We start from the raw sequence: 23948 nt of genomic DNA, 5'->3' as shown, positions 1-23948 counted from the left end.
GGCTCCGCGACCTGGACTCGAACCAGGGACCCAATGATTAACAGTCATTTGCTCTACCGACTGAGCTATCGCGGAACAACGGCGCGTATGTTACTGATTCAAAAAAGGAAGTCAACAGACTTTTGCCGGTTGCCGTGGCTCTCAACACCAACCTGACCGAGCAGGTTGGTGTTGAGCCAAGCGAAGCCTCGAGGCGTCAGATTACGGCCTTGATGGCGTTGAGCACCGGGCCGAGGTTGTTGCGGTTCAGTGCGGCGACGCAGATGCGTCCGGTGCCGATGGCATAGATGCCGAACTCGGTACGCAGGCGTTCGACCTGTTCCGGGCTGAGGCCGGAGTAGGAAAACATCCCACGCTGACGCGCAACAAAGCTGAAATCACGGGATGCGCCCATTTCAGCCAGGCCCTGCACCATGGCCATGCGCATGCCGCGGATGCGTTCGCGCATTTCAGTCAGCTCGGCTTCCCACAGGCTGCGCAGCTCTGGGCTGTTGAGCACGTTGCCGACGATGGTGGCACCATGGGTCGGCGGGTTGGAGTAGTTGGTGCGAATCACGCGCTTGACCTGGGACAGCACGCGGCTGGTTTCTTCCGGCGAGTCGGTGACGATTGACAGCGCACCCACTCGCTCGCCGTACAGCGAGAAGGATTTGGAGAACGAGCTGGAAACGAAGAATTGCAGACCTGACTCGGCGAACAGGCGTACCGCTTCGGCATCCTGATCGATACCGTCGCCAAAGCCCTGGTAGGCGATGTCGAGGAAGGGCACGTGCTCTCGCTCACGCAGCACGTCCAGCACGGCTTTCCAGTCGTCCAGGCTGAGATCGACGCCGGTTGGGTTGTGGCAGCAGGCATGCAATACGATGATCGAACGGGCCGGCAGTGCCTTCAGATCGGCGAGCATGCCGGCGCGGTCAACACCCTGGCTGTCCGCATCGTAATAGCGATAATTCTGAACCGGAAAACCGGCGGATTCGAACAGCGCGCGGTGGTTTTCCCAGCTCGGGTTGCTGATCGCAACCACGGCCGTGGGCAACAGGCGCTTAAGGAAGTCGGCACCGGTTTTCAAGGCGCCTGTACCGCCCAGCGATTGGGTCGTCACTACGCGACCTTCGGCAAGCAAGGACGAGCCTTCACCGAACAGCAGCTTCTGGACTGCGCTGTCGTAGCTGGAAAGGCCTTCAATCGGCAAGTAGCCGCGCGGTGCATGGGCGGCGAGGCGGGCCTTTTCGGCTTCGGCAACGGCGCGTAGCAGCGGAATTCGACCTTCTTCGTTGTAGTAGACGCCCACCCCCAGATTAACCTTGGTGGAGCGCGTGTCGGCATTGAACGCTTCGTTAAGACCCAGGATAGGGTCACGCGGTGCCATTTCTACAGCAGAGAACAAACTCATGATGACGGAGCTCGAAGAGGAAGAGGGGAGGACGCCGCATCACCCTGCCGCCGTAAGGCACTAGGGCGCTGCGCAAACGGGGTCGTATTATAGACACCAAGTCCGCTAGCTGCGATATGTTGCTAGGGGTTTCGAGCGGCCTTTATCCCGATGGTTCCCAGCAGGGGAGCCGCCCGCCATGGGATTTGCCGCACGATGGTTCACCAATTGAGGTTTTCATGTCCGAGTCAGCGCTCCACCTGGTCACCCGTTTTCAGCCCGCTGGCGATCAGCCCGAGGCCATTCGCCAAATGGTCGAGGGGCTGGAAGCCGGGTTGTCGCATCAGACATTGCTCGGGGTGACCGGCTCAGGCAAGACCTTCAGCATTGCCAATGTCATCGCTCAATTGCAGCGTCCGACCATGGTGCTGGCGCCGAACAAGACCTTGGCCGCGCAGCTGTACGGCGAGTTCAAGGCGTTCTTCCCGAACAATGCGGTGGAGTATTTCGTCTCCTATTACGATTACTACCAGCCCGAAGCCTACGTGCCATCCTCGGACACCTACATCGAAAAAGATGCGTCGATCAACGACCACATCGAGCAGATGCGCCTGTCGGCGACCAAGGCGCTGATCCAGCGCCGCGACGCGATCATTGTCACCACCGTCTCGTGCATCTATGGCCTGGGCAGCCCGGAGACCTATCTGAAGATGGTCCTGCACGTCGATCGCGGCGACAAGCTGGACCAGCGCGAACTGCTGCGTCGCCTCACCGAACTGCAATACACCCGCAACGACATGGACTTCGCCCGTGCCAGCTTCCGGGTGCGCGGCGATGTGGTAGACATCTTCCCGGCTGAATCCGAGCTGGAGGCGGTGCGCATCGAGCTGTTCGATGACGAGGTGGAAAGCATTGCTGCCTTCGACCCGCTGACCGGTGAGGTGATCCGCAAATTGCCGCGCTTCACGTTCTTCCCCAAGACCCACTACGCCACGCCGCGCGAGACTCTGCTGGACGCAATCGAGCACATCAAGGCCGAACTCAAGGACCGCCTGGACTACCTGCGCGGCAAGGACAAGCTGGTCGAGGCTCAGCGTCTGGAACAGCGCACACGCTTCGATCTGGAGATGATCCTCGAGCTGGGCTATTGCAACGGCATTGAAAACTACTCGCGCTACCTCTCCGGTCGTGGTCCCGGCGAGCCGCCGCCGACCCTGTTCGACTACCTGCCAGACGACGCATTGCTGGTGATCGACGAATCCCACGTCTCGGTACCCCAGGTGGGCGCCATGTACAAGGGCGACCGGTCGCGCAAGGAAACCCTGGTGGACTATGGCTTCCGCCTGCCCTCGGCACTGGACAACCGGCCGCTGCGCTTCGATGAATGGGAGTCGATCTGCCCGCAGACCATCTTCGTGTCCGCCACGCCTGGGCCCTACGAGGCCGAACATGCAGGACGGGTGATCGAGCAGGTGGTGCGCCCGACCGGGCTGGTCGATCCCCAAATCGAAGTGCGCCCGGCCACGACCCAGGTGGACGATCTGCTTTCGGAGATCAACAAGCGCGTCGCCATCGAGGAGCGCGTGCTGGTGACCACGCTGACCAAGCGCATGGCGGAAGATTTGACCGATTACCTGTCTGACCACGGCGTGCGGGTGCGCTACCTGCACTCGGACATCGACACGGTGGAGCGGGTGGAGATCATCCGCGATCTGCGCACCGGGGTTTTCGACGTGCTGGTGGGCATCAACCTGCTGCGCGAGGGGCTGGACATGCCCGAGGTGTCGCTGGTGGCGATTCTCGATGCCGACAAGGAAGGCTTTTTGCGCTCCGAGCGCTCGCTGATCCAGACCATCGGCCGCGCCGCGCGTAACCTCAATGGCCGGGCGATTCTCTACGCCGACCGCATGACCGGCTCGATGCAGCGTGCCATTGATGAAACCGAACGGCGGCGCAACAAGCAGATCGCCTTCAACGAACTTCACGGCATCGTGCCCAAGGGCATCAAGAAGGATGTTCGCGATATCCTCGAAGGCGCCACCGTGCCGGGCGCCCGCAGCGGCAAGCGCAAGGCGCAGGCCAAGGCCGCGGAAGAAAGCGCTCGCTACGAAAGCCAGCTGCGCTCGCCCAGCGAGATCAACAAGCGTATTCGCCAGTTGGAAGAGAAGATGATGCAACTGGCCCGCGACCTGGAATTCGAGGCCGCCGCCCAGGTGCGCGACGAGATTCAGGGCCTGCGCCAGCGCTTGTTGCAGGTGTAGCCCTAGCCTTGGCAGAGCAACCTTCTTTGTAGCAATCAGCTTGCTGGCGAACCGTTGGCATAAGCTTGGCCAATCGCCAGCAAGCTGGCTCCTCCTTTACCATCGGCAGCGCCGCTACCTCGCGCGATGGCTGAACTCCGTTGATGGGTATCGCTGCGCTCAACGCCATCCTACGTGGCCGCGAGCAAGGCGTGACCTGCTATTTCGACAGGAAGCGCATGCCTTCTTCCAGCCCGCTCAAGGTCAGTGGGTACATCTGATCATTGATCAGCTCGCGCACGATGCCGGTGGAGGCGGTGTAGTCCCAGCTGGACTTGGGGTAGGGGTTGATCCAGATGAGCTTCTTGTATTTCTCCATGATGCGGCGCATCCACACGTAGCCGGCTTCCTCGTTCCAGTGCTCGACGCTGCCGCCGGCCTGGGTGATTTCGTAGGGCGCCATGGCGGCGTCGCCGACGAAGACGATCTTCCAGTCGGCGCCATACTTGTGCAGCAGATCGAAGGTGGAAAAGCGCTCCGAGGTGCGGCGCATGTTGTTCTTCCACACCGACTCGTAGATGAAGTTGTGGAAATAGAAGAACTCCAGGTGCTTGAACTCGGTCTTGCAGGCCGAGAACAGCTCTTCGCAGACCTTGACGTGGGCGTCCATCGAGCCGCCGATGTCCATTAACAGCAACAGCTTCACCGTATTACGCCGTTCCGGGCGCATCTGAATGTTGAGCAGGCCCGCATCCTTGGCGGTGTGGTCGATGGTGCCGTCAATATCCAGCTCTTCGGCGGCGCCTTCGCGGGCGAACTTGCGCAGTCGGCGCAGGGCAATCTTGATGTTGCGCGTGCCCAGTTCCACCTGGTCGTCGAGGTTCTTGTACTCGCGCTGATCCCAGACCTTCACCGCGCGCCCCTGGCGCTTGCCGGCGTCGCCGATGCGGATGCCTTCCGGGTTGTAGCCGCCAGAACCGAAGGGGCTGGTGCCACCGGTGCCGATCCATTTGTTGCCGCCAGCGTGACGTTCTTTTTGTTCCTCGAGGCGCTTCTTGAATTCCTCGATCAGTTTGTCCAGGCCACCCAGGGACTGGATCATCGCGCGCTCTTCTTCGCTAAGCGAGCGCTCGAATTCCTTGCGCAGCCATTCCTCGGGAATCAGCGCTTCAAGGTGCTGGTCGAGATTCTGCAAACCATTGAAATAGGCGCCGAAGGCCCGGTCGAACTTGTCGAAGTGGCGCTCGTCCTTCACCAGGATCGCCCGCGACAGGTAATAAAATTCATCCATGTCGGCGAACACGACGTTGTGCTTGAGCGCATCGACCAGGTCGAGCAGCTCACGTACCGAAACCGGCACCTTGGCGGCGCGCATTTCATTGAACAAACCGAGCAGCATGAGTACCTCGAATAACGACGATTAGTGATCGCCGCTGTACTGGGGATAGGAGTCGTGGATGCTGTACCAGTCGGCCTTGGAGGTGACGAAGATATGCTCCTGCGCTACCTGGCCCAGGGGGGTGTCCAGGGTGCCGACCGCCACGCCCACTTCATCGTTGCGATCATCGACGAATTGCAGCGAGGCACCACACTGCGTGCAGAAGGTACGCGTCACCGACTCGGAGGAGGCGTAGCGACCGATCCGGTCCTCGCCCTCGATCAGGTGAAACGCAGGCCTCGGCACACTGGCAAAACTGGCAAATGCCGCGCCATGCGCCTTGCGGCACATGCTGCAGTGACAGTGGCTCACGTCGTGAATGGGCGTATCGATGCGGTATTTCACCGCGCCACACAGACAGCTGCCGGTATGCATTGCCACATCCTCCAATAACGCGCCGTCAGCGATTGGCGCGACGGCTCATGAAGGCCAGGCGCTCGAGCAGCATCACATCCTGTTCGTTTTTCACCAGGGCGCCAGCCAGGGGCGGGATGGCCTTGGTCGGATCGCGCTCGCGCAGGACGGCGGCGCCGATGTCGTCGGCCATCAGCAGTTTCAACCAGTCGACCAGCTCACTGGTGGAAGGTTTCTTCTTCAGGCCGGGCACCTTGCGCACATCGAAGAACACGTCCAGCGCCTCGGCAACCAGCTCGGCCTTGATGTTCGGGTAGTGCACGTCGACGATCTTTTGCAGCGTCTCGCGGTCGGGAAAGGCGATGTAGTGGAAGAAGCAGCGGCGCAGGAAGGCGTCGGGCAGTTCCTTCTCGTTGTTGGAGGTAATGATGATGATCGGGCGCTGCGTGGCCTTGATGGTTTCGTTGGTCTCGTAAACGTAGAACTCCATCTTGTCGAGTTCCTGCAGCAGGTCGTTGGGGAACTCGATGTCGGCCTTGTCGATCTCGTCGATCAGCAGGATGACCCGCTCTTCGGCCTCGAACGCCTCCCAGAGCTTGCCCTTCTTGATGTAGTTGCGCACGTCATGGACCTTGTCCACGCCCAGTTGCGAATCGCGCAGGCGGCTGACCGCATCGTATTCATACAGGCCTTGGTGCGCCTTGGTGGTGGACTTGATGTGCCAGGTGATCAGCTTGACGCCGAAGGCGTCGGCCAATTGCTCGGCAAGCAGGGTCTTGCCGGTGCCGGGCTCGCCCTTGACCAGCAACGGGCGTTGCAGGGTGATGGCGGCATTGACGGCCAGTTTCAAGTCGTCGGTGGCGACGTAAGACGGTGTGCCTTCGAATTTCATCGGGAGTTTCCTCGAACGGTGACGCGGGTGGAGCACCCGACGACGCAAAAAAATTTGAGGGCCGACTATAGCGTGGGTGTTGGGTAACTGTGAACGCAGGGAGGGTATTCAGTCATTCGATGGGGATATTTCGGCGGATGTTCCTTCGTTCGGGCCAGATACGATCAGGCGCAGGGCTCAACCTTCTTCCAGTGCCCGCTCGAAGCGCGGCGTGAAGGCTTGCACGAAGGCATTGCGCAGGATGGCCCAGAAGGCCTGGAACGGGCTGATGTCGCGGTCCTTGATACTGCCCGACAGTTCGATGCGGGTGGCGAACTGATCCTTGCGCTGGTTTTTCAACACCGTTTGGGTGCCGCCAACAATGGCCTCCCAGAGGCCGCGCAGAAAGCCTTTATCTTCGGCCTCCACATCCTGTTTCCAGTCGAATACCTCGACATTGTGCAGCAACGGTTTGATATAGCCGCTGAGCTGACTCTTCTCCGCTTCGACTTCCATGACCAGGTCGCCCGTGCCGCCGACAAAATCGAATTTGCCATAGGCGCGGCTGAAGTCGTTCAGGCGGGTCAACTCGATGCCAGTGGTGCGCAGGCGCAATTCGAAGTCTTCCCAGTCGGTAAAGGGGTCGAAGCTGGCCTGTGCTTCCAAAGGTGCCTGGTCGAACAGCCGGGCGGTGCCCTCAAGCTGCGCGACCCGCCGTCCCTGGGCATCGGTGGTGTTGGTGAGATTGAGGACCGTGGCATTCAACTGGTCGGCGTAGATATTCACCGGCGGATCGGAACCGAAGTTGCGAAACGCGACCTTGCTGTTGACGATGTGCAGCTCGTTAAGGGTAATTGGCAGCAGAGCCTTGAGCGTGTCGCGCCAATCCACGCCTTCGCCGGTTTGTGACTGCTCTTTGTTTCGGGCATCCACGAAGTTCAGTTCGGCCGACACGAACTCCACCTGCGCCACGATGGCCTGGTCCTCCCAGAGCGCGCGCCAGCTCACGGCAATGTCGATCAGCGGGGCTTTGAGAAACGGCACGGGCACCTTGCCGCTGGTTTTTTCGATGTTCAGGCCATTGATTCGATAGGCGCCGCGCCACCAGGCCAGGTCCACATCCTCGACGTGACCCCGGTAATCGCCCATTTCAGCCAAGGTATCGTTGAGGTAATTGCGCACTAAAGTAGGCAAGGCCAGATGCGCGACCAACAGAACCAGCGCAACCAGCAGGAGGATCCACAGCGGAAGAGCCCGGTTTCGGTTCATGGCGTTTATCCGTCAGGATTCGTGACGATGGACATATTTTGGCGAAGCGGGTTCGGCTGGACTGACATTCGTGTCGCGCTTAGGCTGATAGTCTTCCGTCGACCATTGTTTCTCCAACCCATTCATTTAGACGCAGGCAGACCATCATGAGCCGCATTTATGCAGACAACTCCCGCTCCATCGGCAATACGCCGCTGGTGATGATCAACCGCCTCGGTCCCAAGGGCGTGACCATTCTGGCCAAGACCGAAGGGCGCAATCCCGCCTACTCGGTGAAATGCCGAATCGGCGCCAGCATGGTCTGGGACGCCGAAGAACGTGGCCTTCTCAAGCCGGGCATGACGATTGTCGAGCCCACGTCCGGCAATACTGGCATCGCGCTGGCCTATGTTGCCGCTGCCCGCGGTTACAAGCTGATCCTGACCATGCCCGCCTCGATGAGTCTGGAACGTCGCAAGGTGGTCAAGGCGCTGGGCGCCGAACTGGTGTTGACCGAGCCGGCCAAAGGCATGAAGGGCGCCATCGAAAAGGCCCAGGAGATCGTGGCTAGCAATCCCGCCACGCACTACCTGCCGCAACAGTTCGAAAACCCGGCCAACCCGGCGATCCACGAGAAAACCACCGGCCCGGAAATCTGGAATGACACCGATGGCGCGGTCGATGTGGTGGTCGCTGGCGTGGGTACCGGCGGCACCATCACCGGCGTCTCGCGCTTCATCAAGCACACCCAGGGCAAGCGAATTCTCTCGGTGGCGGTCGAGCCGATCAGCTCGCCAGTGATTACCCAGGCCATGGCGGGCGACGAGCTCAAGCCCAGCCCGCACAAGATCCAGGGTATCGGCGCCGGTTTCGTGCCCAAGAACCTCGACTTGTCGTTGGTGGACCAGGTAGAACAGGTCGGCGATGAAGAGGCCAAGAGCATGGCCCTGCGCCTGATGCGCGAAGAAGGCATTCTGTGCGGCATTTCCGGTGGCGCAGCCATGGCCGCGGCCGTGCGCCTGGCCGAACACCCGGACATGCAAGGCAAGAACATCGTGGTGATCATTCCCGATTCCGGCGAGCGTTACCTGTCGAGCATGCTGTTTGATGGCCTGTTCACCGAGCAGGAAATGGTGCAGTAACAGTCACTGCGGTTCTAGTGTGGGGTCGACGTGGCCCGGTGGAGACTCCGTCGGCCGATGTAAAATCGGCCCCACACCGTATTTCTTCGCACCGCCCCAGAACACGCAGCAGAATGTGGTTGGTCGTACACGTAACTCGCCGATGTGTCGTCGAGTTACGCTGCGCTGGTTGACGCACGGGCAACTTGGGCCGACTTCATGTCGGCAGCGAAGCTTTGCCGATCGATGAGCAAGCGGTTGCGAAACCGCGGTGCCGCAACGCTTGGCGCAACCGCTGCTTGCCGCCCGTCTCGACGACTGGCTAAGCTCCGGCTTCCATTCGCCACCACAGAGACGTGATCCATGGCGCAGCAATGGCCGGTAGCCGATATCGCGCGTTCTATCCTCGACGGTTTCGACGACTATCGGGAGCATTTTCGTCTGATCACCGACGGTGCCCGCCAGCGCTTTGAACAGGCGCAGTGGCAGGAAGCCCAAGTCGCTTCGACCGCGCGCATCACCCTGTACGAAGAAAAAGTCAGTGAAACCACTGCCAAGCTGCGGCCGTTGTACGGAGACGCTTGCTTGCTCGATGTGCACCTGTGGCCTCAGGTCAAAAGTGCTTACATCGAGTTGATCAATCCCCGCTTAGACGATGAGCTGGCGGAAACCTGGTACAACTCGATCTTCTGCCGTCTGCTCAGCCATGACTGCATCAGCGATGACACCATGTTCGTGCACACCACGCGACCGGCGTTGCATGCACAGATGCGTGTCGTACAGACCCGCATTTACCATCCGCGGGGCAATCTGCCCGGCATGCTGGAAGAGATCTTCAGCCATTACCGCTTCGATGCGGTGTACGAGGATCTTCCGGGCGATATTCAGCGCCTGGAGGCGCAATTGCGCTACTGTCTGCCGGATTGGGTTTGCAAGGATGCCGGGCTGACCGTCGAACTCTTTTGCTCACCGCTGTACCGCAACAAGGGTGCGTATCTGGTTGGGCGAATCTATACCCACGACGAGCAGTGGCCGCTGGCAATCGCCTTGATTCATCGCGAGGGTCAGGGCATCAAGCTCGATGCGCTGATTACCGATGAGGCGGAAGTCTCGATCATTTTTTCCTTCACCCGGTCCTACTTCATGGTCGATGTGGCCAATCCGGCGGAATTCGTTGGCTTTTTGCAGCGCATCCTGCCGGGTAAACACATTTCCGAGCTGTACACCTCGATCGGCTTTTACAAGCAGGGCAAGTCGGAGTTCTACCGGGCGCTGATCGATCACCTGGCCAATGTCGATGACCGTTTCGTCATGGCCCCCGGCGTGCGGGGGATGGTGATGAGCGTGTTTACCCTGCCTGGCTTCAATACGGTGTTCAAGATCATCAAGGACCGGTTTTCGCCGTCCAAGAGCGTTGACCGCGCCACGGTCATCGAAAAGTATCGCCTGGTGAAAAATGTCGATCGGGTCGGGCGCATGGCGGACACCCAGGAGTTTGCCGATTTCCGTTTTCCGGTCAGCAAGTTCGATCCGGAATGCCTGGCCGAGTTGTTGGAGGTGGCGCCGTCCACGGTGGAGGTGCAAGGCGACACGGTGTTGGTTCGCCACTGCTGGACCGAGCGGCGCATGACGCCCCTCAACCTCTACCTGGAGCAGGCCAGCGAGGCGCAAACCCTTGATGTGCTGGAAGATTACGGGCTGGCGATCAAACAGCTGGCCGCCGCGAATATCTTTCCCGGTGACATGCTGCTGAAGAACTTCGGGGTTACTCGCCATGGTCGTGTGGTGTTTTATGACTACGACGAGATCAGCTACCTCACGGAGGTAAATTTTCGACGCATTCCGCCACCGCGCTACCCAGAGGATGAGATGTCGGCTGAACCTTGGTATTCCGTGGCGCCCAACGATGTCTTTCCGGAAGAGTTCCCGCGTTTTCTCTTTGTCGATCTGACGCAGCGCAAGCTGTTCGCCAAGCTGCATGGCAACCTGTATGACGCGGACTACTGGAAAAGCCTGCAGGACGCCATTCGTGCCGGCAAAGTCATCGACGTGTTCCCCTACCGGCGCGGGGAGCGGAACGAGGCATTGCAGTAGGCCTCATTTAGGCCTCACCCACTGCAGACCGCCCTCTAGTCAGACGATGGTGTGGCAGTCCGGAGGTAAGGGCTAGACTCTGGGAGAGGCAAGCGGGCCGCTTGGTAGTCGGCCGACTCGTTCCATGCAGTCTCGGAGGGTGAGTTAATGAAAGCTTGGTGCAAGCAGTTGATTGACAACCTCGGTAGGGCGCTCGGCATGCTCGACGCGCCTCGTCTGCAACCTGTGCCTGTGCGTGATGACGGGCCGCGGCAGGGCAAGGCTCGCCCCGCACGTTGATTGGGTCTGGAAACGGGCGGGGCTGTGGCACACTGCGCACCCTTGCAGGAGATGCCATGCCCCGGCCAACATGTTCACAGTGCTGTCGCCCCCTCGCTTATTGTTTATGCGCACTTGTGTCGCGCCTGGACAGCCGTACCCGCGTATTGATCCTGCAGCACCCGAGCGAAGCCGGACATGCCTTGAATACGGCCCGGTTGGCGGCCCTTGGGCTGGAGAATGCCGAATTGCGCATAGGCGAGCACTTCGCTGATCTGGCGGACCTGTTGGCAGATCCCGGCTACGACGCTCGGCTGCTATTTCCAGGCGACGAGGCGGAGCTGCCCAGCCAGCAACGCGCCGAGCAACGTCCGTTGTTGCTGGTAGTGCCGGACGGCACCTGGCGCAAGGCGCGCAAGCTTCTGTACTGCAACCCGCTGCTGGAACATCTGCCGCGTCTGACCCTGCCTGAGGGGCTGGAATCGCGTTACCGCCTGCGCAAGGCCCCGAAAGTCGGGGCCTTGTCCACCTTGGAAGCCATCACCGAAACCCTCAATCGCCTGGAAGCACCCCGGCGCTTCGATGCCCTGCTGCGACCCTTCGAAGCACTGATCGACGGGCAGATCGCCGCGATGGGTGAAGAAGTCTTCCAGCGCAATCATGGCTGAGCTGTGGTTAGAGCGTTTTAGCTCATCGCTGGCGAAGCGCGGATATCCATGGATGCCAGGGCAGGCTTAGCGCATTGGCAGGGTTTTCTGTCGCAGGATATAGATCGTCACCAGCACGGCGCTGCTCAGCATGGCGATGCGGGCCAAGGGGATATTCACCAGCCAGCAGGCGAAGAGGATGCTTAGCCACATCAAGACCAGGGTGTAGACCTTGCCTTTTAGCGGGATGCCCTGGCCGTCGAGGTAGTCGCGTATCCAGGGGCCCAGACGTGGATGGCCCACCAGCCAGGCGTAGAAGCGCGGCGAGCTGCGCGCAAAGCAGGCGGCCGCCAGTAGAAGGAAAGGCGTGGTAGGCAAGACCGGCAGAAAGATACCGATGACTCCCAAGGCCACGCTCAACCAGCCCACCACGAGCAGGCAATAGCGAATCCAGGGCGAGCGGCCTGGCATGCCGGAATCGGTCATGCCAGTGCGATCAGTTCTGGCGCGGCTTGAGCAGCGAGGGTTTTTCCTCGGGCGCCTGGCAGATCAGGTAGAGGGCGGTAAGCAGCTCAGGAATCTGATCGATCATGCTGTCCACCAGCGCGCGGTCGGCGGCAATCTCCTCGAACTCCGGTTGTTCTTCGAACAGGCCGGAACCGACCATGATGGGCAGCAGCAGCTCGCTGACTTCGTCTTCCGAGTCCTCGAACCACACCGCCTCGCGCATGAACACCCCTTCCATGAAACCAATGCACCAGCCGCGCAGGTCGGACTCGTCCGGCTCATCGCCCAGGTCCAGGTCGCAGGGCAGCTCCATGTCTTCGTCGCTGGCCAGCTGGCGGGCGATGTAGGCCTTGAGTTGCACTAGGCTGGTTTCGATTTCCTGGCGTTCGGCCTCATCGCGGTAGTGCGGCGGCTCGGCGAACAGCGCATCGATCCATTCGCGATCCGGAACCTGCTGCGGGCAGATGGACAGGGCGGTCAGGTAACCGTGGGCGGCCACGTAGTCCAGCGCTTCCTCATGCAGGTCATCGGCATCAAGGAAGGTTTGCAGGCGGGACAATTGCTCGGCGAAAGACATACGAGGACTACCTTGGAGAGGGGATAGCGCGGATTCTAGTCCACAGGGCGCCTGCAGGCCACAGGCATAAGGTCGCTCACGGTTAGGCAACTGCTTAGCGGCCTGAAGCCGGTCGCGACCTCGCGTATACTTCCCGGCCTTGCTTCGGAGACCGGCATGCTCGATTCAGCCCAGCGCATTCTCAAAGACGTATTCGGTTACGACGCCTTTCGTGGCCACCAGGCGGCGATCATCGAACGCGTGGCGCGGGGCGGCGATGCGTTGGTGTTAATGCCCACCGGGGGCGGCAAATCGCTGTGCTATCAGGTGCCGGCCTTGTTGCGCGATGGATTGGCGGTTGTGGTTTCGCCGCTGATCGCCCTGATGGACGATCAGGTCGCCACCCTCAATGAGCTGGGCGTGGAGGCGGTGGCGCTGAACTCCACCCTGAACCTCGATGAGCAGCGGGAGATTGCCGAGCGCATCCGTCGCAATGAAATCAAGGCGCTGTACCTGGCCCCGGAGCGGCTGGTGCAGCCGCGTATGCTGGCTTTTTTGCAGCGTCTGGAGATCGCCCTGTTCGCCATTGATGAGGCCCACTGCGTTTCGCAATGGGGGCATGATTTCCGCCCTGAATACCTTCAGCTCGGCCAACTCGCCGAATATTTTCCCGAGGTGCCGCGCATTGCGCTGACCGCCACGGCGGACATGCGCACCCGCGAGGAAATCGCTCAGCGGCTGCATCTGCAGGATGCCGAGCGTTTCCTGTCCAGCTTCGACCGGCCCAACATTTTCTACCGCATCGTGCCCAAGGAACAGCCGCGCAAGCAGTTGCTGGGGTTTCTGGCCGAGCGCAAGGGCGATGCCGGCATCGTCTATTGCCTGTCGCGCAAGAAGGTCGACGACCTGGCCGCCTTCCTTAGCGAGCAAGGTTTTCCGGCATTGCCCTACCACGCCGGTCTGCCCAGCGAATTGCGTGCGTATCACCAGAAGCGCTTTCTCAACGAGGAAGGGCTGATCATGGTGGCGACCATCGCCTTTGGCATGGGCATCGACAAGCCCAACGTGCGCTTTGTCGCTCACCTCGATTTGCCCAAGTCACTGGAGGCCTATTACCAGGAAACCGGTCGGGCCGGTCGCGATGGCCTGCCGGCCGACGCCTGGATGGCCTATGGGCTGCAGGACGTGATCTTCCTTAAGCAGATGCTCAACAACTCCGAAGGCGATGAACGACACAAACGCGTGGAGCAGCACAAGCTCGACGCCATGCTCGCTCTGTGCGAGGAGACCCGCTGCCGCCGTCAGGCGCTGCTGGCCTACTTTGACGAAGACCTGCCCAAACCCTGCGGCCATTGCGACATCTGTGTCGACGGGGTGCAGACCTGGGATGCGACCGAGCCGGCGCGCCAGGCGTTGTCGACCATTTACCGCAGTGGCCAGCGCTACGGTGTCGGTCATCTGGTGGACCTTCTGTTGGGTCGTGACAATGACAAGGTGCGCAGCCTCGGCCATCAGCACCTGTCGGTATTCGGCATGGGCAAGGCGCTCAGTGAAAGCGAGTGGCGCACGTTGTTCCGCCAGTTGGTGGCGCGCGGTCTGGCGGATGTCGATCTGGATGGTTTCGGCGGTCTGCGCCTGTCCGACAGCTGCCGTCCCTTGTTACGCGGCGAAGTCACCTTGGAGTTGCGCCGCGAGCTGCCCAGCAAGACGCCCAAGGCATCGGGCGGCGCCAGCGCAGCCAGCCAGTTGGTGCGCCATGATGAGCGGGAAAAGTGGGAAGCCCTACGTACCCTGCGCCGCAAGCTCGCCGAAGAGCACGGTGTGCCGCCCTATGTGATCTTCCCGGATGCAACCTTGCTGGAAATGCTGCGCAGCCAGCCGAGTACGATGCCGGAAATGAGCCGCGTCAGTGGTGTGGGCGCCCGCAAGCTGGAGCGCTATGGCGAGGCGTTTCTCGAGGTGCTCAATGGCACGGCGCAAGAGGCACCGCGCGCCGTGGCCGACCTGCGCCATGAGCTGGTAACCCTGGCCCGCGCCGGGATGACGCCGGCACAGATCGCCAGCCAGCTGCACTGCACCGAAAAGAATGTCTACAGCATGCTTGCCGAGGCCATCGGCAAGCAGCAGTTGAGCCTGGAGCAGGCACTGGATTTACCCGAAGACCTGCTCGGTGAAATCCAGGATGCTTTTCTGGATGGCGAAGGCGAGTTGCCGCAAGTGGCGCAGATTGCCGAACACTTCGATGGCCGCGTGCCAGACGGTGTTTTATATTGCGTGCGAGCGGCCTTGCAGGCTGAATTCGAAGTGTAATAAAAATGACGCGATCGCCATGGAGTGGCGGTTTTCTGGCGGTCCTCATTCAAGTCTTGTGGCGTTTTCCGCGAGCGTATAGGGTGAGATCGTGCTCCGACCAAAGGACTGATTGTGGGTAATCGACCGCAGACTTGGCTCGACGATGTTCGAGCCAACCCCTATGCCGAACAATTGGCTCAAGGGTTCACCCGGCTGCGATTCGCAGCGCCGCTGGAGGAACAGTATCGCGCCTACCAGCTTGAGCACAGCTTCGATCTCAAACGTATTTCATTGCTGGCCGCCATCCTTATCTGGATGGCGCAGACCTTGCTGGACCTGCGCTTGGTCGACAGTCCGGAACGCGATGCCATGCTCGTCGTACGCGTGGCAGTAAGCGCATTGCTGCTGGTATGTGGTGGCTTGATCCTGTGCAGTCGACGTACCAACTTGTTGGTGCCGTTGACCCTGGCCTGCATTCTGGCGCTGGGCATCGGTTCGGCTGCCGTGGTGGCGCTGGCCCACCGGATCGATCCGGCCTACCCGGAAGAAGGCCTGTTGCTGGTGTGCATGGCCGGTTTTTTTCTGGCCGGCTTGCGACTGTCCGAGGCACTCGCATGCTCGGTGGTAGTGCTGGTGACCTATATCGGCTTTGAGCTGTTGTTTGGCGCGGCCGTGGTCCGTTTACTTTATGTCCTGTTGTATTTGCTGTTCGGCATTCTGATCGGCGCGGTCGGGTGCTATCAGCTGGAATACAAGTCTCGCGAACATTTCCTGTCCCGGCGCTTGCTCAAGGTCATGGCTGACTGCGACAGCCTGACGGGCCTGCATAATCGGCGCAGCTTCCGCCGTCAGTTCGACCGTGTGTGGCGCCAGGGCCTACGCGAAGGCCAGCCGCTGGCCATGCTTTTGTGCGATGTCGATCATTTCAAGGCCTATAACGATTGCTATGGCCACCAGGCCGGCGATGACGTGTTGCAACGCATCGGCCGCTTGCTGGAGGAGCGGGCGCGACGTCCGCTGGATATGGCCGTGCGCATGGGCGGCGAAGAATTTGCCTTGCTGTTGTATGGCAGCGATGCCGATGACGCCCGTGAGGCGGCGGAGCAGGTGCGCGGAAGCCTTGAGCGGCTCGGCATCGAGCACGCGCAGTCATCCACCGCGCCGGTGGTGACCATGTCCATTGGGGTGGCCTGCCTAAACAGCAACGATACCAATGTCAGCCTGAAGGAGCTGTACGCGCGAGCGGACCAGCTCCTCTACGAGGCGAAAAACAGCGGGCGCAATCGCATCGCGGTCAGCGCCTGTGGGCAACCGATGCTCACCGAAACTACGATCTAGCACGAGAGCAGTCTGTCATGGAGCGATTGATCCAGGCCGATGGCCAGCCGCACTACGGCATCTTCAAGAGCGCACCTAAACAGGTGAATTACCGCGATTTCGATTTTCGCTCACCGATGGGGCGTCGTTCGGGTGCATTGGCCAAATGGCGCCGCTTCCACCAGTTCCAGTATTTCGGGGTGATCAGCGACGAGCTGATCGGCGGCTGTGCGTTGGCCAATCTGAGTCTGGTCGGAATCGGTTTCGTCTATTTGTTTCACCCTGCCAGCGGGCGTTTGCTGCAGCGCCAGTTCAAGTTGCCGCTGGGGTTCGGCACTGTCTTCAGCCAGACGCCGGATGACGGTGTGTGCGAGCTGATCCAGGGTCGTAATCGGCTGCGACTGGAAAACTGCGCCGCCACGGGTGAGAAACGCCTGCTGGTGGAGCTGGATGATGGGCTGCGCATCGATGCCCGCTTCAGCGAGCGTGAACCCGCCTTTCAGCCGATGCATATCTGCACGCCGACCGCCGTGAATGGCTGGGTGTATGCGCAAAAGGTCGCCGGGGTGCGGTGCCGGGGCCAGGTGCGCAGCGCACTGGGCAATTTTGACCTGGCGGCCCTGAACGCCTTCGCCCATCACGATTGGTCAGGCGGTTACATGCGCCCGGAAACCCATTGGAACTGGGCTTGTCTGTCCGCTCAGGTAGGCGACGTTCGGGTTGGGCTCAACCTGTCCTGCGGGGTCAATGAAACCAGCTTCAGCGAAAATTGTTTTTGGCTGGACGGCGAGTTGCTCAAGGTGGACGGCGTGAGGTTTCAATTCGATCGCGACCAACCGCTGCACCCTTGGCATATTCGCTCCGGTGACGGTCAGGTGGAGCTGCGTTTCACGGGCGAAGGCATGCACCGCGAACGGTTGAACCTGGGCTTTCTGGCCAGCAACTTCAAACAGATCTTCGGTCGGTTCTCCGGTGAGCTGCGTCCCCTGGGCAGGCCCGTGGTGCCCATCGACGGGATATGGGGGTTCGTCGAGGACCAGTACGCAAAATGGTGAGCGAAGTGGGCCATCGTGCCCATTCACGGTTATTATTAGCCGCCTAATGATTAGCTCTTACAAGAACAGTCCATGAACGAGTTTGATCAACATCTCTTCGCCATGCAGTTGACCCAGTTGTCACGCTCCTGGCGAGCTGAGTTGGACCGCCGCCTGGCCGAACTGGGTTTGTCCCAGGCACGCTGGCTGGTCTTGCTGCACCTGTCACGCTTTCCCGAACCTCCTACCCAGCGGCAACTGGCGCAAAGCGTCGGTGTAGAAGGCCCGACCCTGGCCCGGCTACTGGATAGCCTGGAAGCGCAGGGGCTGGTACGCCGTCAGGAAGTCCCCAATGATCGACGCGCCAAGAACGTCATGCTCTGTGAGCAGGCGCATCCGTTGATCGACACGATTCGCACCATCGCCGACCAGCTGCGATGCCAATTGCTCGCCGGCATACCGCCTGCTGACCTGGAGCACTGCAAGCGCGTCCACGCGCGGATTCTGGCCAATCTCGAAGCGCTGTGATGGCTGAGACACTGGATGATTTGTGCGCCCGCTTCGGGCCGCGCTATCCCCAGTGGATGCTGGTTGTGCTGATGCTCGGCACCATCGCCATGGTGTTGTCCACCACCACGATCTTCGTCGCGCTGCCGGCGATCATGGACGAGTTCGCCATGGGGCGTCCTATGGTGCAATGGCTGTCTACAGGTTTTCTCGCATCAATGACTTCGGGGCTGCTGCTGGCCGCCTGGGCACAGTCGCGTCTGAGCGCGCGGCGCACTACCCAATATGCGTTATGGCTGTTTATCTTCACCACCTTATTGGCGCCGCTGGCGACACAGGGCTGGGAGTTGATTGCCTTGCGCATCGTGCAAGGGTTCTGCGCCGGGATTATCCAGCCCCTGGCCACAGTGCTGATTTTTCGGGTGTTCAGCAGCGGCGGGCGCGGCAAAGCCTTGGGGGTATACGCCCTTGGCGTGACGGTGGCGCCCAGCCTGGGGCCGAGCCTGGGCGGCTATCTGGTGGATCACTTTGGCTGGCTGGCCGTGTTCTGGCTGCCGTTGCCATTGTGTGCTGTGGTATTGCTGAGCGCCCGCCTGTTACCCAGCGATCGCCAGCCGGGCGTCTCCAAGCTGGATCTGTGGGGTTTCGTCCTGCTCAACCTGGCGCTATTCGCCTTGCTGCTGGCCTTGGCCGAAGCCCAGCGCGTGGGCTGGGGCAGTTCACGCGCCTATGCGGCCGGTCTGCTCGGCGTGCTCGCCGCGACCTGGTTTGTGCGGCGCAGTCGCACCCATGCCCAGCCCTTGCTGAACTTCACGCTCTGGCGGCATGCCGCCTTTCGCAGTGCCAGTTGGGTGGCGGCGGTGATCGGTATGGGGCTGTACGGGATGATCTACCTGATCCCGCTGTTCTTGCAGACCATAGAGGGCTACAGCGCCGGACAGGCCGGCATGCTGCTGTTGCCCGCCGGCCTGGCGCTGGGTGCGGCCTCGTACCTCAGTGGCTGGCTATGCGATCGCTGGCAAGTGGCCTGGATCATGGCGGCTGGTCTGGCTGTCTGCGCCCTGTCATCGCTGGTATTCGGCCTATTGCCCAGCACGGCTTCATTCTTTGCATTCTGTCTGTGGGCGAGTATCGGGCGCGGCGGACTGGGCCTGCTGCTGCCAGCCTTGACAAGTGGCTCGCTGAGCGGCTTGCCGGCGGACGAGTTGGCCTCCGGGGCGGGGGCGATCACCTTCATCCGCCAGCTCGGCGGTGCGTTCGGCGTGAACCTGCTGACCTACTTTCTCGAGTGGCGCAGCGCATCGGCCGGTGATGTGCTGGCCTTCCAGCACACCTTCTGGCTGAGCGCCGCGATTTTCCTGCTGGCGATAGTCGCTGCGTGGGGTATGCGTGTGCAGAGCCAGACGTCATGAGCTCGCGGCCTGCGGCTTTGGTCAAAAGCTGCTACCCAGGTTGAAATACAGCGCCTGCTCATCTTCATCGTTGAAGCCATAGCCCAGGTTCAGCGGGCCGAGCGGGGTTTCATAGCCGAGGAACAGGCTGGCGGCCGTGATCACGCCGCTGTCGAAGTCGTTGTCGCGGTTCCAGGCGCGGCCTCGTTCCAGTGAGGCTCCCAGGTAGACCGGAAAATCCAGGGGCAGAAATGCCTGTTGGGTCATGCGCCGGTAATACACCAGCCGGCCCAGGCCGATGTTCTGCCCGGAGATGGCGCCTTGGCTGAAGCCAGACAATTGCTGCGGACCGCCGAGCAGGAAGCTCGAGGTCACCACCTCGGCGTCGTCGAGGGTACGCGCGTAGCGACCGCCGATGAGCAGGGTATGCGCGCCATGGCTGAGCGCCTTGGTGGCGTTGAGTTGCCATTGCCGATAGCGCAGGTCGCCGCCCAGTTGCGGCTCATGATGGCGCAGGACCAGGCTGAGGTCTTCGCCGGAATGGGGAAAGTCGAGGCTGTCCAGCGTATCGAAGGAGTAACGCAGCTCGGTGTAAGCCTCGTTGAAGCTGAAGCTGGGCAGGTCCTGATCGCCGATTCTGACATTGGCCTCGCCCCAATTCTGGCCAACGCCCAGGCGGATTTCGCCGGAGTTGCCGATCTGCCGACCCACATTGAAACCCAGGCCATAGCGCTCCAGGCGGTATTCAGCGATCGGGTCACGGTCGAGGATCGACTCGATATTCTGCGCGGTGGCTTGCAGATAGGGCGCAACAAAGTAACGTGAACCGGCATCCAGGGGCTGATAGAACTCGCTGTACAGATCCTGATGATCACCCAGTTGAACGCGCGTCAGCCATTCGGCACCCAGGCGGTTGATGCCATTGACCCGGTAACTGGCGCCGATGTTGAACGCACTGTCACCGCGGAAATCATCCGACAGGTTGATACCCAGGCGTAGATAATCGGTGCCGGCGCGCTTACCCCGCGCGCTGATCACCAGCGTGTTCTCCAGGTGCCGGTGACGCACCACGCGGTACTGCACCTGCTCGAAATAATCGAGGCCGTAGAGCGTACCCATGTCGACCTGCAAGCGTTGCAGATCCAGTGGCTGACCCACCGGCTGGCGGATGTGCCGGCGAATCACCTGATTGTCGACCTTGGAGGTGTTTTCGATATGGACGGCGGTGATCAGTGGGCTGCGGTCTTCGGCTGCCTGGCGGGCGGCAATGCTCGCGGCGGGCGCCATGGGAGGAACAAGGGCTGCCAGGCGTGTGGCGAGGCGTTGCGTGGCCTGATAGCCGGCGGCGATCAGGGGTGAAACAAGGCCAAAATCGGTGGAACCATAGCCACTCAGTTCCGGTTGCACGAGGATGTCGTCGGCTTTCAGCGTGGCGAGCTGGACTTCGGAGTTGCTGCGGGTCATCAGCGTGGTCGATTGGTTGAGTACGTCGACCACGGTGAGCAAGTCCTTGCGCTCCATAAGCGGCGTGCCGATATCAACGACGATGACCCGATCGACGCCCATGCTTCTGGCCACGTCGATGGGAATGTTGTCCACCATGCCGCCGTCGACCAGCAGCCGGCCGTCAACCTCGACCGGCGCGAAAACAGCGGGAATCGACATGCTGGCACGGATCGCCAGGGGCAGATGTCCGGTGTTGAACACGATCTTTTCGCCGCTGGCGATATCGGTCGCCACAGCGCGAAAGGGAATCGGCAGTTGGTCGAAATCACGGGTATCGCTGCTGTTGACCAGCAGACTTTCCAGCCACAGGGCCAGGTTCTGGCCCTGGATCACGCCCAGCGGCAGGCCCAGGCTGCCGTCGTCGCGGAAGCTCAGTTGTTGCTGAACGAGAAAGTCGCGATCGTCCTGCTTGCGCCGGAACGGGATGTCCTTGCGCGGCGGTGAGTCGGACAATACCTGCTGCCAGTCCATGCGCAAGGCCAGCGCTTCGATTTCCTCCGCGCGATAGCCTGATGCATACAAGCCGCCAATGACCGCGCCCATGCTGGTGCCCGCGATGGCATGGATCGGCACTCCCTGTTCTTCGAGTGCCTTGAGCACACCAATGTGGGCCAGGCCGCGCGCGGCACCGCCGGACAGGACCAGGCCGATTCTCTCGGCGGCTTGCACACTCGAAATACACAGGGGAAGGATCAACAACAGACAAAACAGCATGCGACGCATGGACACATCCGCAAACGCCGAAGGGGAGGGCTGGCTATTATAGGGGCCCCGATTTTTTATTCAGAGCGCTGTATGCAGCAACACAAAGCCGAAATCGTCATTACTTATTGCACGCAATGCCAATGGCTGTTGCGGGCCGCCTGGTTGGCGCAGGAGCTGCTCAGTACCTTTGCCGAAGATCTGGGCAGGGTGAGTCTGGAACCGGCGAGCGGCGGGGTCTTTCGCATTACCTGTAACGGCGAGCAGATCTGGGAGCGCAAGGCAGACGGTGGCTTTCCGGAAGCCAAGGAGCTCAAGCAACGGGTGCGCGACCGTATCGATCCGGCGCGTGACCTCGGGCATAACGAACGGAAACGTTGAATCCCGGCGTTTGCCGGCCTCCCTACCGTTGCGGCAGGGAGGCCGAGAGGATCAACGCCAGTTGTAGATTTGCTTGTCGGTGACGTCGCTCATCGGGCCGACTTCTTCACGGAACGCCTTCATGGACGTCCAGATGCGCTGATTGAGGTCGCTGGTCTGGGCGAACTGATCCATCACCACCTCGGACTGCTCACGCAGGGCAGCGATGACCTCATCGGGGAATTTCTTCAGCAGTACGCCCTGCTTTTGCAGTTCCTGCAGTGCTTTGGCGTTGTGATAGACGTATTCGTCGAGCATCAACTGCACCGAGCCGCGGGCGGCTTCTTCGAGAATCGCGTGCAGATCGTCGGGCAGCGCGTCCCAGGCTTCCTTGTTGACCAGCAGCTCAATGGCCGCCTGCGGTTCCGCCCAGCTCGGGTAGTAATAGTACTTGGCGGCCTTGTGAATGCCGGACGCCAGGTCGTTGTAGGGGCTGACCCAGTCGGTGGCGTCGATCATGCCGGTCTGCAGCGCGGTGAACACTTCGCTGCCGGGAACGATGACCGGCGTAGCGCCGATGCTGCCGATCACTTCGCCGCCCAGGCCGGGCATGCGAATCTTCAAACCCTTGAGGTCATTGACGCTGTTGATTTCCTTGTTGAACCAACCGCCCATCTGCATGCCGGAGTTGCCGCCAAGCAGCGGCTTCACGCCGTGCGGGGCGTAGGCTTCCTCCCACAACTGCATACCGCCGGCAAAGCTCAGCCAGGAATGGAATTCATGGGTGGCCAGGCCGAAGGGCACTGAGGTGAAGAATTGCGCAGCCGGTACCTTGCCTTTCCAGTAATAGGAAGGACCGTGGCCCATCTGCGCAGTGCCACGGGAGACCGCGTCGAAGACTTCCATGGCCGGTACCAGTTCACCGGCGGCGTACACCTTGATATTCAGGCGGCCATCGCTCATGCGGTTGACGCGCTTGGCGAAGTCATCGGCGCCGGTCCCCAGGGCCGGGTAGTTCTTAGGCCAGGTGGTGACCATTTTCCAGTGCACGGTCTCGACCGGTGCAGCGGCAGTTTGTGCGGCGCTCTGGGTGGGTTCGTCTTTGCACGCGGTCAGGCCGAGTGCCATCAAGAGCGCGGTGGTTGCACCGAGCAGGTGGCGTCGATTCATGAACAGTTTTCCCCAAGAGTGTGAATGCCCCTCTCAGTCGGCGCGGCGGACGGCGGTGAGGGCCGCCGCGGCCGCCCGAATTGCCTGAGGAGGCGAGGCAGAGCCTGCGATCAAGGTCGAGGCCGTGGGCACAATAATGCAGCGCCAATTCGCTTCACAACCTTTATCGGACTCATGATGGCCTTTGGTCTAGTTAAGAGGGGAGCCTCAGGCCGCCGTGATCAACTTTTGCACCGCCAGGGAGATGCTCACGATGACCAGCATCACGGCAAACAGGCGTTGCAGGATCTGGCTGTTGAGCCGCTGCGCCAACAGGTTGCCGGTCAGCACCCCGCTGGCACCGCCGGCGGCCAGGCCGCCGAGCAACAACAGCGGCGGGTGAGCATCGGTGAGGTAAAGAAGAAAACCACCGCCGCTGACCAGCGCGATGACTGCCATTGACGTAGCCATGGCGCTGAGCAGCGACAACGAGGTAAACCAGAGCAGGGCGGGGACGATCAGGAACCCCCCGCCGACCCCCATCAGTCCGGACAGCACCCCCACGGCCAGACCGACCAACAGCAACGCAGCAGGCCGGGTGTGGGTCACAGCCTGTCGATCCAGGCCGGCACCCCGCCACATGCGCCGGGCCGACCAGAGCACTAGTACGCAGAAGCAGACGATCAGGACGTTTTCCGGAAGGTGGCGACCCAGCCACTGGCCGATGGCGTTGCCCGGTAGGCCACAGATCGCCAGCAACAGCACTGGGCGCCAGGCCACCTGGCCAAGGCGGGCACGGGGAATCGCGCCAATCAGCGCGGACATGGCCACGGCGCCCAGGCTGACGCCGATGGCGTCGCGCAACGGCAGTTGCAGGCTGAGCAGTAGCGGCAGGGCGACCAGCGAGCCGCCCGCGCCGGTGAGCCCCAACAGCAGGCCGAGGATCAGGCCGATGCCTAATCCCTCGATGATCATCCATTCCAT

The 23948-nt window shown here is 61.2% G+C and carries 21 protein-coding genes and 1 tRNA gene; 11 read left to right on the top strand and 11 right to left on the bottom strand.

All coding sequences use genetic code 11. From position 1 onward, the window contains the following. Positions 1–2: 2 nt before the first annotated feature. Together H9642_RS12845 and H9642_RS12840 are read right to left on the bottom strand one after the other, a co-directional pair. A tRNA-Asn gene (locus tag H9642_RS12845) sits at positions 3–75 on the bottom strand. Positions 76–196: 121 nt separating this feature from the next. Then, complete coding sequence (locus H9642_RS12840) at positions 197–1393, bottom strand: amino acid aminotransferase (protein ID WP_251836839.1); 1197 nt, start codon at positions 1391–1393, stop codon at positions 197–199. 218 nt (positions 1394–1611) lie between these two features. On the opposite strand from H9642_RS12840, the gene uvrB reads away from it, so the two are divergent. Then, complete coding sequence (gene uvrB, locus H9642_RS12835) at positions 1612–3633, top strand: excinuclease ABC subunit UvrB (protein WP_251836838.1); 2022 nt, start codon at positions 1612–1614, stop codon at positions 3631–3633. Positions 3634–3832: 199 nt separating this feature from the next. On the opposite strand, the gene H9642_RS12830 is transcribed toward uvrB, so the two are convergent. The 4 genes from H9642_RS12830 to H9642_RS12815 form a co-directional block, all read right to left on the bottom strand. Further along, on the bottom strand, positions 3833–5011 hold the full coding sequence (locus tag H9642_RS12830; RefSeq protein ID WP_251836837.1) for a vWA domain-containing protein: 1179 nt from the start codon (positions 5009–5011) through the stop codon (positions 3833–3835). A gap of 21 nt (positions 5012–5032) precedes the next feature. Beyond that, positions 5033–5431: a GFA family protein gene (locus H9642_RS12825; RefSeq protein WP_251836836.1), complete on the bottom strand. Its 399-nt coding sequence runs from the start codon at positions 5429–5431 to the stop codon at positions 5033–5035. 19 nt (positions 5432–5450) lie between these two features. Further along, the gene (locus H9642_RS12820) at positions 5451–6296 is read right to left on the bottom strand and encodes an AAA family ATPase (protein WP_251836835.1); all 846 of its coding nucleotides are present in this window, start codon (positions 6294–6296) and stop codon (positions 5451–5453) included. A 177-nt stretch (positions 6297–6473) separates the two neighbouring features. Next, entirely contained in the window at positions 6474–7544 is a 1071-nt protein-coding gene (locus H9642_RS12815; protein ID WP_251836834.1) for a DUF748 domain-containing protein, read from the bottom strand. 146 nt (positions 7545–7690) lie between these two features. On the opposite strand from H9642_RS12815, the gene cysK reads away from it, so the two are divergent. From cysK to H9642_RS12800, 4 genes are all read left to right on the top strand, one after another. After that, on the top strand, positions 7691–8665 hold the full coding sequence (gene cysK, locus H9642_RS12810; RefSeq protein ID WP_251836833.1) for a cysteine synthase A: 975 nt from the start codon (positions 7691–7693) through the stop codon (positions 8663–8665). A 342-nt stretch (positions 8666–9007) separates the two neighbouring features. Beyond that, positions 9008–10738 carry a bifunctional isocitrate dehydrogenase kinase/phosphatase gene (gene aceK / locus H9642_RS12805; protein ID WP_251836832.1) on the top strand — a complete coding sequence of 577 codons (1731 nt, stop codon included), beginning with the start codon at positions 9008–9010 and terminating at the stop codon, positions 10736–10738. Positions 10739–10885: 147 nt separating this feature from the next. Next, a complete protein-coding gene (locus H9642_RS18355) occupies positions 10886–11017 on the top strand; it encodes a PA1414 family protein (protein ID WP_286010314.1) in 132 nt (43 codons plus the stop codon). A gap of 56 nt (positions 11018–11073) precedes the next feature. Further along, the gene (locus H9642_RS12800) at positions 11074–11664 is read left to right on the top strand and encodes a tRNA-uridine aminocarboxypropyltransferase (protein WP_251836831.1); all 591 of its coding nucleotides are present in this window, start codon (positions 11074–11076) and stop codon (positions 11662–11664) included. 66 nt (positions 11665–11730) lie between these two features. Here the strand turns inward: H9642_RS12800 and H9642_RS12795 are convergent, their stop codons facing one another. Together H9642_RS12795 and H9642_RS12790 are read right to left on the bottom strand one after the other, a co-directional pair. After that, positions 11731–12129 (bottom strand): YbaN family protein, encoded by a 399-nt coding sequence (locus H9642_RS12795; RefSeq protein WP_251836830.1) that lies wholly within the window; start codon positions 12127–12129, stop codon positions 11731–11733. Positions 12130–12139: 10 nt separating this feature from the next. Next, a complete protein-coding gene (locus tag H9642_RS12790; protein WP_251836829.1) occupies positions 12140–12727 on the bottom strand; it encodes a UPF0149 family protein in 588 nt (195 codons plus the stop codon). Between the two features lie 156 nt (positions 12728–12883). Here H9642_RS12790 and recQ point away from each other — a divergent pair, with 156 nt between their 5' ends. From recQ to H9642_RS12765, 5 genes are all read left to right on the top strand, one after another. Next, complete coding sequence (gene recQ, locus H9642_RS12785) at positions 12884–15016, top strand: DNA helicase RecQ (protein ID WP_251836828.1); 2133 nt, start codon at positions 12884–12886, stop codon at positions 15014–15016. A 114-nt stretch (positions 15017–15130) separates the two neighbouring features. Next, positions 15131–16336: a GGDEF domain-containing protein gene (locus H9642_RS12780; protein ID WP_433962701.1), complete on the top strand. Its 1206-nt coding sequence runs from the start codon at positions 15131–15133 to the stop codon at positions 16334–16336. 17 nt (positions 16337–16353) lie between these two features. Next, a complete protein-coding gene (locus H9642_RS12775; protein ID WP_251836827.1) occupies positions 16354–17370 on the top strand; it encodes a DUF2804 domain-containing protein in 1017 nt (338 codons plus the stop codon). A 72-nt stretch (positions 17371–17442) separates the two neighbouring features. Then, positions 17443–17877 (top strand): MarR family transcriptional regulator, encoded by a 435-nt coding sequence (locus H9642_RS12770; protein WP_251836826.1) that lies wholly within the window; start codon positions 17443–17445, stop codon positions 17875–17877. Beyond that, positions 17877–19268, top strand: coding sequence for a DHA2 family efflux MFS transporter permease subunit (locus tag H9642_RS12765; protein WP_251836825.1), 1392 nt, complete (start codon positions 17877–17879; stop codon positions 19266–19268). The genes H9642_RS12770 and H9642_RS12765 overlap by 1 nt, the downstream gene beginning before the upstream one ends. A 21-nt stretch (positions 19269–19289) precedes the next feature. Here H9642_RS12765 and H9642_RS12760 read toward each other — a convergent pair whose 3' ends face one another. After that, positions 19290–21476 carry a patatin-like phospholipase family protein gene (locus tag H9642_RS12760; protein ID WP_251836824.1) on the bottom strand — a complete coding sequence of 729 codons (2187 nt, stop codon included), beginning with the start codon at positions 21474–21476 and terminating at the stop codon, positions 19290–19292. Positions 21477–21548: 72 nt separating this feature from the next. Here H9642_RS12760 and H9642_RS12755 point away from each other — a divergent pair, with 72 nt between their 5' ends. Next, positions 21549–21836, top strand: a complete 288-nt coding sequence (locus H9642_RS12755; protein WP_251836823.1) for an Rdx family protein — start codon at positions 21549–21551, stop codon at positions 21834–21836. 51 nt (positions 21837–21887) lie between these two features. On the opposite strand, the gene H9642_RS12750 is transcribed toward H9642_RS12755, so the two are convergent. Together H9642_RS12750 and H9642_RS12745 are read right to left on the bottom strand one after the other, a co-directional pair. Further along, positions 21888–22985 (bottom strand): TRAP transporter substrate-binding protein, encoded by a 1098-nt coding sequence (locus H9642_RS12750; RefSeq protein WP_251836822.1) that lies wholly within the window; start codon positions 22983–22985, stop codon positions 21888–21890. Between the two features lie 207 nt (positions 22986–23192). Continuing rightward, positions 23193–23948: a sulfite exporter TauE/SafE family protein gene (locus tag H9642_RS12745; RefSeq protein WP_251836821.1), complete on the bottom strand. Its 756-nt coding sequence runs from the start codon at positions 23946–23948 to the stop codon at positions 23193–23195.

Source organism: Serpens gallinarum (genome assembly GCF_014836765.1).
GTDB classification, from domain to species: domain Bacteria; phylum Pseudomonadota; class Gammaproteobacteria; order Pseudomonadales; family Pseudomonadaceae; genus Serpens; species Serpens gallinarum.
The sequence above is the reverse complement of the archived record's forward strand: the minus strand, read 5'-3'. Positions and strand labels throughout refer to the sequence as shown.